Source organism: Rhodococcus sp. USK10, from assembly GCF_019378875.1.
In the GTDB taxonomy this organism is placed as follows: Bacteria; Actinomycetota; Actinomycetes; order Mycobacteriales; family Mycobacteriaceae; genus Rhodococcus_F; species Rhodococcus_F pseudokoreensis.
Genome location: NZ_CP076048.1, coordinates 6,558,239 through 6,570,926 on the forward strand (window position 1 = coordinate 6,558,239; position 12,688 = coordinate 6,570,926).

General features: G+C 68.4%; 10 protein-coding genes. 3 read left to right on the plus strand and 7 right to left on the minus strand.

The genetic code is table 11. The features are described from left to right. Nucleotides 1-5: 5 nt before the first annotated feature. Together I1A62_RS37165 and I1A62_RS37170 are read right to left on the minus strand one after the other, a co-directional pair. Entirely contained in the window at nt 6-1,949 is a 1,944-nt protein-coding gene (locus I1A62_RS37165) for an MFS transporter (RefSeq protein WP_219457243.1), read from the minus strand. Next, nucleotides 1,946-2,446: a MarR family winged helix-turn-helix transcriptional regulator gene (locus I1A62_RS37170; RefSeq protein WP_218271925.1), complete on the minus strand. Its 501-nt coding sequence runs from the start codon at nt 2,444-2,446 to the stop codon at nt 1,946-1,948. The genes I1A62_RS37165 and I1A62_RS37170 overlap by 4 nt, the downstream gene beginning before the upstream one ends. Before the next feature lie 117 nt (nt 2,447-2,563). Here I1A62_RS37170 and I1A62_RS37175 point away from each other — a divergent pair, with 117 nt between their 5' ends. Beyond that, nucleotides 2,564-2,971, plus strand: coding sequence for a metalloregulator ArsR/SmtB family transcription factor (locus I1A62_RS37175; protein WP_124391956.1), 408 nt, complete (start codon nt 2,564-2,566; stop codon nt 2,969-2,971). Further along, nucleotides 2,968-3,969 carry a cation diffusion facilitator family transporter gene (locus I1A62_RS37180; protein ID WP_219457245.1) on the plus strand — a complete coding sequence of 334 codons (1,002 nt, stop codon included), beginning with the start codon at nt 2,968-2,970 and terminating at the stop codon, nt 3,967-3,969. The genes I1A62_RS37175 and I1A62_RS37180 overlap by 4 nt, the downstream gene beginning before the upstream one ends. 7 nt (nt 3,970-3,976) lie before the next feature. Here the strand turns inward: I1A62_RS37180 and I1A62_RS37185 are convergent, their stop codons facing one another. Continuing rightward, entirely contained in the window at nt 3,977-4,810 is an 834-nt protein-coding gene (locus I1A62_RS37185) for a sulfurtransferase (RefSeq protein WP_219461630.1), read from the minus strand. 109 nt (nt 4,811-4,919) lie between these two features. Here I1A62_RS37185 and I1A62_RS37190 point away from each other — a divergent pair, with 109 nt between their 5' ends. Further along, on the plus strand, nt 4,920-6,005 hold the full coding sequence (locus tag I1A62_RS37190; protein ID WP_219457247.1) for a beta-mannosidase: 1,086 nt from the start codon (nt 4,920-4,922) through the stop codon (nt 6,003-6,005). Nucleotides 6,006-6,008: 3 nt separating this feature from the next. Here the strand turns inward: I1A62_RS37190 and I1A62_RS37195 are convergent, their stop codons facing one another. Genes I1A62_RS37195 through I1A62_RS37210 form a run of 4 tightly spaced genes read right to left on the minus strand, consistent with a single transcriptional unit; the run spans nt 6,009 to nt 12,603 of the window. Then, a complete protein-coding gene (locus I1A62_RS37195; RefSeq protein WP_124391959.1) occupies nt 6,009-7,646 on the minus strand; it encodes a glycosyltransferase family 39 protein in 1,638 nt (545 codons plus the stop codon). Further along, a complete protein-coding gene (locus I1A62_RS37200; protein ID WP_219461633.1) occupies nt 7,643-9,142 on the minus strand; it encodes a glycosyltransferase in 1,500 nt (499 codons plus the stop codon). The genes I1A62_RS37195 and I1A62_RS37200 overlap by 4 nt, the downstream gene beginning before the upstream one ends. Next, the gene (locus I1A62_RS37205) at nt 9,139-10,599 is read right to left on the minus strand and encodes a hypothetical protein (protein WP_219457249.1); all 1,461 of its coding nucleotides are present in this window, start codon (nt 10,597-10,599) and stop codon (nt 9,139-9,141) included. The genes I1A62_RS37200 and I1A62_RS37205 overlap by 4 nt, the downstream gene beginning before the upstream one ends. Nucleotides 10,600-10,608: 9 nt before the next feature. After that, on the minus strand, nt 10,609-12,603 hold the full coding sequence (locus tag I1A62_RS37210; protein ID WP_219457250.1) for a hypothetical protein: 1,995 nt from the start codon (nt 12,601-12,603) through the stop codon (nt 10,609-10,611). Between the last annotated feature and the right edge of the window lie 85 nt (nt 12,604-12,688).

The following is a 12,688-nucleotide window of genomic DNA, read 5'->3' on the forward strand; positions in this document are numbered from 1 at the left end:
CTCATTCAGCGGATGAGGGCACCGTTGCCGGTGTCCGTCACGTGGCCGCCACCGAGGACGCCGGCCACTTGGTCTTCACTCAGTCCCAGCTCGCGCAGGCGATCCCAGACCTCGTCGAATTCGACGAGCTTGGCGTTGAGATCGTTACGCAGGCGGTTGACCTCGTCGCGGATCTTCTCCGCTTCGTCGATCGCCTCCAGCGTCCGCTCCGGCTGGGGCAGAAGCATGGACAGGAGGCGGTCCCGGGCGTCGGCGCTCAGCCCGGCGAAGGGCTGGTGCTGATCGGCGGGTGCCTCGTGCCTGCCGCTGCGGACGTCGGACGACGGGATCGGTGCCGTGTCGGATTCGAGTGCGTAGTCCGGGACGGGGGCGTACTCGGGTTCCTGGACGGGCTCCTGCTCGCTCGACAGGTCGATGGTGCGACGCAGCGGGCGGTTGGGGATCAGGATGACGGCGATCAGGGTGATGACGGCGACGACGGCGGCGATCAGGAAGATCCGGCCCGTTGCGTCTCCGTATGCGGCGCGGATGACGCCCTGCACGGGAGCGGGCATGGACTTCAGGTCCAGGCTTCCGCCGCCGCTGCTCGATCCGGTCGGGATGCCGAGCTTCGCGAAACCTTCGGCCGACAGGTCGGCGACGCGGGTGGCCAGCACCGAACCGAGAACCGAGACGCCGATCGCGCCACCGAAGGTCCGGAAGAAGGCGACCGAGCTGGATGCCGCACCGATGTTCTGGACGCTGACGGTGTTCTGCACCGCGAGGACCAGGTTCTGCATGAGCATGCCCATGCCGAGACCGATGATCGCGATGTACGTGCCGACCAGGGTCAGGTTGGTTTCGTGATCGATGGTGCCGAGCAGTCCGAAGCCGACGATCATCAGGACGGCGCCGCCGACGACGAACGGCTTCCACTTGCCGAAGCGGGTGATGAGCTGTCCGGATCCGACCGTGCCGATGAGCATGCCGGCGACCATCGGGATGGTGAGCACTCCGGCCATGGTGGGGGTGTAGCCACGTGAGGTCTGGAAGTACTGGCCGAGGAACGTGGTGGAGCCGAACATTCCGACACCGACGGCGATGGACGCGATGATGGCGAGCCCGGTGGTCTTCTCCGTGACGATCTTGAGCGGGATGATCGGCGACTTGGCCCGCGCTTCGACGAGGATCGTCGCGGCCAGCAGCAGCACACCGGATCCGACGTACAGTGCCGTCTCACGGGAGAACCACTCGTAGTAGCCCGCCTTGCCGGCGAACGAGACCCAGATCAGCAGGATGGACACACCGGCGGTCAGCAGGAGGGCGCCGAGCCAGTCGATGGAAACGTCGTCCTTCTTCTCGGTCGCGAGGTGCAGCGTGCGCTGCAGCAGGAACAGTGCGATGACGGCGAGCGGTACGCACACGAAGAAGCACCAGCGCCAGCCGAGGGGGCTGTCGACGATGACGCCGCCGAGGATCGGACCACCCGACATGGACACGGCCATGACGGCACCCATGTAGCCGGAGTAGCGGCCGCGTTCACGGGGCGAGACGATGGTGCCGATGATGGCGACGACGAGTGCCGTCAGGCCACCCATGCCGATGCCCTGGATGACACGCGCGGTCAGCAGGATCGGCACGTTGTGCGCGAATCCTGCGACCACCGAACCGATGACGAAGATGACGATCGCGCTCTGGACCAGGACCTTCTTGTTGAACAGGTCGGAGAGCTTGCCCCAGATGGGGGTCGAGGCGGCATTGGCGAGCAGTGCACTGGTGATGACCCAGGCGTACGCGGTCTGGGTGCCCTTCAGGTCGCCGATGATCGTCGGGAGTGCGGTGGCGACGATCGTGCTGCTCAGCAGTGCGGTGAACAGCGCTGCGAGCAGACCGGTGAGGGCTTCGAGGATTTGGCGGTGCGTCATGGCCGTCGTTTCTTCAACCGGCGGCCGAGTCTGTGTTTCGGTCATACGCTTTGTGTTCCAATCGGGTTCGAGCTCGTGACGATCCGGTGTTCTGGGTCGACGAGTGTTTCCTTCAGGTGCCTGATCGAGTCGAGGGCAGTTGCTGCCTCGGTCTCGTTCCACCCCGTCAGCAATTTCTGCATTCGTGCGGCGCGCTGGGTTCTGAATTGTTTGACGTACGCCATTCCGTCTTCCGAGACGCGTATTCGAAATGCGCGCCCGTCGGCGGGATCGGGATGGCGCGTGACGTAGCCGAACTCCACCAGATCGGTGATCTGGCGACTGAGTGACGACTGGCCGACGCACATCTCGGTGGCGAGTTCGTTCTGCCGGCATTCCCCGCGAGCCGCGAGGACGAGGAGGACCCCCGTCAGTGCGCGTGGCATGTGGCCGTCGGCCTCCGACATCAGGGCCTCCTTCAGTACTCGGCCGAAGAGGAAGACCTCGTCGATGAGCGCTTCGGTGGTGCCCAGCGATACGGACGGCACGGACGTGACGGACATGGCAACCCCTGAAGGACGACTTACTTGATGCAAGCAACTATATACATCGTTAGTGCAAGCAAGTAAGTCCTTTCGGTGTCTGGTGCATCACAACCCGAAGTGACCTATTATCTGCGTATGAATGCAGATAAGCGTGTTTGCCGGCGCAGACTCGACGACGACCAGGTCGGGCTGGTGGTCGAGGTCTTCCGGATGCTGGCCGATGCCACCCGCGTGCAGGTGCTCTGGCAGCTGGTCGGCGGCGAACTGTCGGTGAACGAGCTGGCCGAACGGGTCGGGAAGCCGGCGCCGTCGGTCTCGCAGCACCTCGCGAAGCTCCGGATGGCCCGCCTCGTGCACACCCGGCGGGAGGGCACGTCCATCTATTACAGCGTCGCCAACGAGCACGTGCAGCAGCTGGTCACCGACGCCGTGTTCAACGCCGAGCACGCAGGCCCCGGCATCCCCGGGCACCATCGCGCGTCGGGCGACCTGCAGGTCCTCCACGACGGTGCGGATCTCGCCGCAGAGGAAGGTGCCTCATGAACGGCCACGGCCACGGACACGGACACGGGCATTCGGGCGGCGTCCGCGGGGCGATCCGCGAGATCTTCGCCCCCCACAGTCACGACTCCGCGGACAGCGTCGACGACGCTCTCGAGGCCAGCGAGATCGGCATCCGGGCGGTGAAGATCAGCCTGGTGGTGCTCGGTGTCACCGCGTTGGCCCAGGTGATCGTGGTGGTGCTGTCGGGTTCGGTCGCGCTCGCCGCCGACACGATCCACAATTTCTCGGACGCGCTGACGGCGGTTCCGCTGTGGATCGCGTTCGCCCTCGGACGGCGGGCCGCCACGCGGCGGTTCACGTATGGATACGGCCGGGCCGAAGACCTCGCCGGGTTGTTCGTCGTGGTGATGATCGCGTTGTCCGCGGTCGTCGCGGGCGTGGAGGCCACCCGGCGCCTGCTCGATCCCGTGCCCATCCAGCATCTCGGGTGGGTGGCGGTCGCCGGAATCATCGGTTTCGCCGGCAACGAGTGGGTGGCGCTGTACCGCATCCGGATCGGCCGGCGGATCGGCTCCGCGGCCCTCGTGGCCGACGGACTGCACGCGCGGACCGACGGATTCACCTCTCTCGCCGTGGTATTGGGCGCCGGCGGCGTCGCGGCCGGGATTCCCCTCGCCGATCCCGTGGTGGGTCTGGTGATCACGGCCGCGATCCTGCTCGTATTGCGGACCGCCGCCCGCGACGTGTTCCGGCGACTGATGGACGGTGTCGACCCCGGACTGGTCGACGCCGCCGAACAGGCCCTCGCCGCCGAACCGGGAGTGGTCGGGGTGCGGAGCGTGAAGATGCGCTGGATCGGGCACCGCCTGCACGCGGACGCCGAACTCGACGTCGACCCCTCGACCAGCCTCAGCGACGCACATCGCGTCGCGCACACCGCGGAACACACGCTGACCCACGCGGTGCCGAAGCTGAGCACCGCCCTCATCCACGCCTACCCGGCGCACGACGTGGAGGCGGCAGGACGGGCGGGGTGACCCGCCGCTACTGCGGGTCGGGGCCGGTGGCGACCGGACGTCCGGGATCCGACGACCACTGCGACCACGACCCCGGGTACAGGGCGGCGTCGATGCCGGCGAGCGCGAGCGCGGCAACCTGATGGGCCGCCGTCACACCCGATCCGCAGTAGACGCCGACCGGACGTCCGGGCTCGGCGCCGACCGCGGCGAATCGTGCGCGCAGCGCCTCGACCGGTACGAACCGGCCGTCGGGCCCGAGGTTCTCGGACGTCGGGGCACTGTGGGCGCCGGGAATGTGGCCGGCGCGGGGGTCGACCGGTTCGGTCACCCCCGAATACCGTTCGGCGGCACGGGCATCGAGAAGGTGACCGCGGTCGGCGAATTCGGCGGCCTCGTCCGCGGTCAGCGTCGCCAGGTGGCCCGCGGTGAGCACGACGTCGCCGGGGACTCGTGCCTGCTCGTCGCCGGATCGGACGGGCCGGCCCGCCGACGTCCACGCGCCGAGGCCGCCGTCGAGCATGCTGACGTCGGCGACACCCGCCCAGCGCAGCAGCCACCATGCCCGCGCGGCGGCGAGGTTCCCCGTCGCGTCGTAGACCACGACGGTGCTCCCCGCCCGGATTCCCCACCGGCGCGCGGCGTCCTGGAGGTCCGCCACCTCCGGCAGCGGATGCCGGCCGAGTTCCGGGCGTCCCGGGGCGGCGAGTTCGGTGTCGAGGTCCACGAACACGGCCCCGGGAAGGTGCGCGTCGAGGTAATGCTGCCTGCCCGCGGTGTCGCCGAGGGCCCACCGCACGTCCAGCAGAACCGGGGGAGCGTCGCTGCGCAACAGGGCCGCCAACTCGTCGATCGTCACCACAGGGCTCATCGCACACGTGTCCTTCCCACACCGGATTCGGAACCCGACCACTCTCGCACACCGGGAGTTCGGTGTGCCGCGGAGACGAGAACCTGGCACCCTGGCACGCATGACGGGACGTCGCACGACGGCGCTGCTGCTTGCGGCCGCGCTGTTCGCGCTGGCCGGGTGCGGAACGGCCGAACCGGCGAAGTCGCAGCCGCCGGTGCCGCGGGTGCAGGCGTCCGCGTCCGGGCTGACGCTCGACGGCCGGCCGTGGTGGCCCGCCGGGCTGAACGCCTATCAGCTGGCCACCGACTGGTCCGTCAACCGCGGGTGCGGTGCGGAGGTGGACCTGGACGGCTTCTTCGGCGGCCTGCCGGAGGGGTCACTCACCCGGTTCAATGCGTTCCAGTGGCTGGCGATCGACAAGGCGACCGGCGCGCTGGACTTCACCGGCATCGACAACGTCTTCCGGGCGGCCGAGGCGCACCGTCAGCTGGTGATCCCGGTCCTCGCCGCGCAGGACGGATCGTGCGGCAACGAGATCTTCAAGTCGAGCGAATGGTACGACGGCGGTTGGCGCAGTGTCGCCCCCGGTGCGTTGCTCAGCTACGAGGACTGGGTCGCGACGGCGGTGAAACGGTGGCAGGGCTCCCCGTCGCTGGCGATGTGGGAGTTGATCGGTGAACCCGAACCGCTGACCCCGTTCCACAGCTGCACGGACACCGCGGGCAAGACGCTGCGGACGTTCGTCGATCAGGCCGGTGGTCTCGTCCGGAGCCTCGACGACCGCCACCCGATCACACTCGGGATGATCGGTGGCGGTCAGTGCGGCACGGCGGGAACGGATTACGAGTTCGTGGGAGCATCGCCCGCACTCGACGTCCTGCAGTACCACGACTACGGCGCCGACGGCGTTCCCCTGCCCGGCGACCAGTACAACGGTCTCGCCCTGCACATCGAGCAGGCCGAACACCTCCGCAAACCGATCCTCGTCGCGGAGATCGGACAGTATTCGGGGGCGGGATGCATCTCCGTCGTCGAGCGGGCCCGGGAAGTGGCCGTGAAGATCGACGGCCAGCGTGCAGCCGGGACCGCGGGTGCGCTGCTGTGGGCGTTCGTGCCCGACCCGCGTCACGGCGAGTGCACGTACGACATCGGTCCGGACGACCCGGTGCGGGGAGTGCTCCGCGAACGCAACGGCACCCGCTGACGGTCACAGCACCCGGTACAGCCGCCAGGTGGGCTGGTCCTGGCCGTCGTTCGGTATCTCGAGTTCCAGTGTCGCGATGTCCGCGCCGGTCTCGTACAGCGTCGGGTACCGCCGGTTGACGGCGTCCGACTCTCCGCGACCGGTGTTGGGGACGGCGAGGACGTACTGGATGCCGTGCTCGGCGGGCCGGTTGACGATCGACGTGAAGTCCTGGTCGGAGGGGATGACGAACGTGCGCGGGTTGTCGGTCGCGGTGTACACGGCGAACCCGTAGACGGTGTCCATGAGCACCGATCCCTCGGGCAGTCTCATCCCGTCGATGTGGCGGGCCAGTTCCCGTTCGGTGCTGAACGAGGCGATGATCCGGCGCTCGGTGCGCCGCTTGTCGGAGGTGTCGTGCGGCGCGGGGAACACGACCGATTCCAGGGCGTACTGCTGATCCGACAGGGTGGGGGACACCATCAGCGCGCCGGTGGCGACGGGAGTGAAGACGACCAGGGCCACGGCGAGGGCGGCCGGGACGGACCGGGAGCCGACGACGAGGCGGCGGGTGAACCCGTGCGGGCCGTGCCGGCGCTCCACCAGCGCCCCGCCCGGCGGGACGAGCTGGAACGCGAGCACCGCCATCAGCGGAAGCGCGCAGATGTAGAACCGCAGGAACGGGAACGTCAGTCCGCGCATGTAGCTGAGCGTGGCGAACGCGATCACCGAGGCCAGCACGACCACGGCTGCCACCACCTCGAGGTCGCGGCGACGCCAGGCCAGCACCGCGACGATCGGGACCAGCAGCGGCAGCACGGGCCCGAGCACGACGGTCTCCGCGACGGAGAAGATCAGGGCGTACCCGGCGTCGGTGGATCCGCCGCCGCTCTGCGCGAGGATGTTGGCGTTTCCGTAGGTGGACGAGAACTGCTGCAGGGCCTCACCCGTGATGAGCCAGCTGGTGGCCGCCCACGCCAGGAAGGCCACCCCGGTGGGCAGTGCCACCAGCACGGCGTCGAGCGAAGCGGGAAACAGCAGTTCCCGCTTGTTCTTCCAGCCCTGCCGTAGCAGGGTCGTCGCGAAGACGAACACGGTCACGGCCAGCCCGGCGGCCAGCGCGTCGTACCGGGTGAGGTACGCGAGTCCGAGGGCGACCGCGACGGCGACGAGGTCGTGAATGTCGTCGGTGGTGCACCACCGGATCAGCCGGCGGGTGGCCCAGCACATCAGCAGCAGGAACGGCGCCTCGCTCATGCCGTTGCCGCCGTAGAACACGATCATCGGGTTCAGTGCGAACAGGGCGGTGACCGCCCAGATCAGCCACGGCGGGCAGCCGCGATCGGTGCCGATCTTGAAGATCTGCACCACCGCGCCCGCCATGAACGGCGCGGACATCACCACCCCCGTCACACCCCAGGCGGTGAGGCCGGGCCACCAGTGGCTGAGCAGCACCGTCGGCAACTGCACCACCGCCGTCAGGGGCGTGAACACGAAGCCGATCGCGGCGAGGTGGGGGTCCCGGCTGAACAGGACGCTACGTGCGGCGGAAATGCGGCTGAGCGCGTCGCCCATCAGAAATCCGTGCCCGACAGTCAGATACAGGCCGATCACCACGTACAGTGCGGTGCAGCCCCAGAACAGCCAGCGCGCCGGCCTCACGGCGCCGCCCCCGAATTGGATTCCGCCGCATCTGTTTCGGTCGTGGCTGGGGTGCTCGCTCCGCTCAGGCCGTGGAACGTCTTCTCCCAGTACGACGGGTTCCGGATCAGCTGGTACGTGCCCTTGATCGCCGCGATGCTCATCATCACCCAGTACAGCGGGGTCGTCAGTCCTGCGATCAGCAGCGCCGAGTTCCGGGTCTCCCGGCACGCGATCAGATTCATGTAGAGGACCGCGACGTTGCCGAACAGCAGCGAGACGAGCGCCGGGAAGTACACGTACGCCGGGAACTCCTCCTGGATCACGTGTGGCTGACCGAGGATCCAGGCCAGGCTGATCAGCCAGAACACCATGTTGAGGCACGCGATCAGTGGGGTCCCCGCCATGAGGGCCGTGAACCGGAAGAACCCGACGGCGCCGAGACCCCGCCACAGGCCGACGGGTCGGCGCATGTGCACCAGCCACGTCTGCAGGTACCCCTTGTACCAGCGGGAGCGCTGCCGGATCCAGTTGATGGCGTCGCTGTTCGCTTCCTCCAGCGTCGTGGAGTCGAGGACGGCGGTGCGGTACCCCGATTCGGCGATGCGCACACCCAGGTCGGCGTCCTCGGTGACGTTGAACGGATCCCACGATCCGATCTCGTCGAGCACGCTGCGCCGCAGATGATTCGACGTGCCACCGAGCGGGATGGGTGAGTCGCTGCGCATCAGTCCGGGCAGGATGAACCCGAACCACAACGCGTAGTCGGCGGTGAACCATGCGGTGAGCAGGTTCTGGGTCCCGTTGTGGAACGCCAACTTCGCCTGCACGCACGCGGTGTTGTCGGGGAGCCGGTCGAAGGCCGCGACGACCCGCCGCAGTTGCAGCGGATCCGGGTGATCCTCGGCGTCGTAGATGGTGACGATCTCGCCGGTGGAGAAGTGCAGTCCGTAGTTGCAGGCCTTCGGCTTGGTCCGCGGATCGGCGGGCGGCACGAGGAGGATGGTGACGACGTCGCCGACTCCGGCGGCGTTCGCGGCGTCGATGGTGACGTCGTCGTCCTCCTCGAGGAGCAGCAGCACCTGCAGTTTCTCCTCGGGGTAGCTCAGCGCCCGCATCGCAGCGATGAGATCGGCCACCACTTCCGGTTCGTTGTAGGCGGGAACCAGAATTGTGTACGGCGGCAAGCTGTCGTCGGTCAGTGCGAGGGCGTCCTCGTCCGAGATGTTCACGATGGTGCTGCCGTCGAGGCCGCGGAAGAACAGGATCAGCCGGTCGGCCAGCGTCCAGACGTACGCGATGGTGCAGAAGAGAGTGACCGCCACCAGCGTCGGGATCGGGAAGAAGTACGCACACACGATCCCCACGGCCAGAAGGGCGAGCAGCAGGTTGCGCTGCCACGGATAGAACGCGACCGAGGCGGACGACATCGGGTGCTTCTCACGCAGGCCGTTGACGGCGTCGTGGAGGGCGGCGGCCTTGAATTCGGTGTCGTACGTGTCGTCTTCGCGGGTCACCACTGCTGCGCCTCCACGATCTCGCGTGCCAGGGTTTCGAGCATGTCCCGGTCTTTGTATTCCGGTTCCGTGTCGGAGACCGCGGTCTTGCCCCGCAGCAGGACGGCCAGCGAGTTGGCGCCGTTCGACGCCATCGACGGCGCCGGTTCCGGGAACAGCGCGTCGGGGTCGTGATTGTCGACGGTGATGAGGCTGACCCGCTGCGTGAGACCCGGTCCCCGCACCCACACGAAGTTGAGGTTGCTCCAGGTGAGCAGGAGATCGTCGTCGACGACGGTGTACATCTCCGCGGTGACCCCGCGGCCGACGTCGACGAAGATCTTCGAGCTGACGCGGGCGTTCTGCAGTCGGTATTGAGTGTGGCTGGGGTAGACCTCGAGGGTCGTGGGCCTGCGCACCGACAGCGTGTCCACCTGCACCGTGCGGGGGCGGTTCTGCACGTCCCACGCAGGGTTGGGTTCAGTGGTGCGGATGGTCTGCCGGGTGAGCCGCGACGTGGAACCGAAGTACTTGCGCGGCCAGCTGTACTCGGTGAAGTCCAGTTCCTGCCAGCCGCCCGGCACGACGATCCCCGCGTGAGCGGCGGGGGAGGGTCCGGGCGAGACGGGGGTCAGGTTCTGATCGGGCAGCGGCGTCACGAACAGCGCCGCGGCCACCGCGAACACCGCGACGAAGGTGAATCCGCTGTTGATGGTGGTGGGGCGGCGGACAGGCCGCTCGAACGGCGCCAGGCTGCCGCCGCGACGCTTGTGCACGTAGAAGCAGGCTCCGACGATGATCGAGGTGGCCAGGGCGGGACCGAGCTGGGTGGCGAACGTGGGCGCCGTCGGGAACATCCTGATCGTCACGTACAACGCGACGCTGCCCAGTGCCACCGAGCAGGCGAAACCGACGGCGGCGCGGCGGTTGCTCCGACTCACGGCGATGGCGGTGGCGCCGGAGGCCAGGACGACCATGATCAGGCCGTAGTGGAAACGCTGGCCGCCGAGCAGGATCGCCAGCGAACGGTACGTCAGCGGACCGAGCCCCAGCGCGAGCACCCACACCGGCCAGAACCGGCACACCGGGCGGAGCCCGAAGACGAGGACGGCGGAACTGAACACGAACACCCACGCCGCGACGACGTCGATGTGCATCAACTGGTAGTCCTCGGCGAACCGCGGCAGAAGCAGCACCTGGACCGCCAGGGTGACGAGCAGGCCGATGCCGCCCACGATCTTGTCGGTCTGGCGGTCGTGGATGGGCAGTTCGCCCTCCCGTCGCAGCGAGATGCCGATCGCCGCGCAGACGCACAGTGCCGGGACGACGAAGACGTAGCCGATGGCGGTGCCCTCGGTGGTACTGCGCCACACGTCCTGCCACGTCTTCCAGAACGCGAAGACCGTGGCCGCCACGATGAGGATCCACCGGGCGGTGAGCCGGATCGCGGCGTCGATGGCGACGTTGCCGATGATCATGGGAGCCGCTCAGCGAGGCAGCGGACGGGTCCGGCGATGACGCATCACGACCGCCGCCGCGATCATGATGCCCACCAGCAGCAGGATGCCGGCGATGCCGAGCACCCACCCGACCGTCGTGGAGACGCCGGACGAGCCCGCACTCCCCGCGGTGTCGGGTATCGACAGTTCGACGGGGTCGCGGTTCGCGGCGGTGAAGAGGATGTCGCCGTTCAGGCTCGCCCAGCGATCCGGTGTGGCGCGCAGCCATTCGAGTGTTCGGTCGAGTTCGCCGGGCACACCGGTGGATCCGGCGACCACCACCTGCCGGGTGCCGTCGAACGCGGTCTGCAGTGACGCGAAGTCGATCGGTGCGCCGAACGTGACGGTGGTGGAGCCGTCGGTCCCCGGATCGGTCAGTTCGAACGTGGAGTCCTCGGTGCTCGACAGGGGCAACGGGACGCCGTCCGGCAGATTCCCGTCGGCCGCGATGAGGATGGCGGGCGACTCCGAACCGACGGCCTCGTCGATCGAGACCCAATGCGGGTCGAGTTCGACAGTGGTCAGCGACTGCAGTCCCGTCACCACGGCCACGGCGCGTGCGGTGTCGTCGAATCCGCCGACGGTGCCCGCGACGTCGACGCTCGGCAGCAACGACTGCGGCAGCGACTCGAAGCCACCCGGATGCGGGGTACTCGACGGTTCGCTGGTGACCTCGCTGTCGGGGTCGATCGACAGGGTGACGGGTTGTTCGAGTCCGCACTGGTTGGTGGCGCCCGTGGTCTGCAGGGCGACGGTGAGCGTGGTGACCCGGCGCAGCGCGTCGTTCGGCACGTCGATCCACCGGTCGATCGCACCACTGGGTTCGGCGGCCCAGCTGGCCACCTGCCGGTCGCCGGCGGAGACGGAGATCAGGCCGTTCTGATTGCTCGGCAGCGGCGTGTACGTGCCCTGCAGGTTGACGCGCACGGTGTCCGAGGCCCGGCCGAGCCGGGTCTGGTCGAGTCCGAGGGCGACCTCGACGCGGCCGTGCGCGGTGGAGCTGAGGTTGGTCTGGCCGAGACCACGCAGCGTGGTCGACGTGGGGGCGAGGATCGGCGGGTTGTCCATCGAGCCGGCCGTCGCGCGGGCCTCCACCGCGATGCTCGCCACCTGGCTGGTGATCAGCCGGCTCTGGTTCGGCAGCGTGCGTTCGTCGCCGGTCAGCCGCAGAGCCGGGGGACCTGTGGGGGCCGGGATCAACTCGGTCCCGGCGGTGCCGCTCTCGCGGATCACCACGGAACGCTCGAACGGGCTATCGGCGGCCGTCGGCGTCAACTGTCCGTCGGGAAGGCGCCGCACGTCGACCCGCACTGGTTGCGCGCCGTAATAGGCGACGACGGCCGCGCCGAGGTCGACTGCGGCCGCACTCTCCGCCGAACTGGGATCGCCGGGAATGTAGAGGTGCAACTGCTGCAGGACCGGCGGCAGGAAGTCCGCGACCACCGTCGGGTTCGCGGGCGTCCCGCTGTACGCGGCGCGGACGTCGCGGAAGGTCAGGCTGCGTCCCGTCCAGTCCTGCGGGCAGACGCCGTCCAGCGGCACCAGCGTCGTCCGGAGGGTCACCGCGACCGCCTGATCGGTCAACTCCGCGCCCGCGAGGAAAATCGACACCGGCGCACTCTGGGCAGGTGCCCCCGGCAGATCCACCCGGCCGAGCGAACGACCCGCGGACTCGACATCGATCCACGCCCGCCCCACATTGCCGGGAAGATCGACCACCCCGTCGAGCGACGTCGGTGTCAGTCCCTGCGGGACCGGCACCGTGATGGTCACCTCGTCGTGATTGCCGCGGAACGGCACCGCCTCACCGAACCCGAGCGTCCGCGAATCCAGCGACACAGCCCCACTGGGCTGCGGTTCGATCTCCGTGGACACCGGATCCTGCGCATGCGCCACCGGCAGCGACAACAACGTCAGCCCACACGCGGCGAACACGGCGAGCAGTCGGGAAGTGTGTGAGCGGACAGGTACGGCAACGGGCATCGGCGAATCTTTCGGTGCGGCGTGTCGATGAATAGGCACAAATGGGACGTTCGTGCCTGACGCTACAGCGAACCGGTCGGTTTCG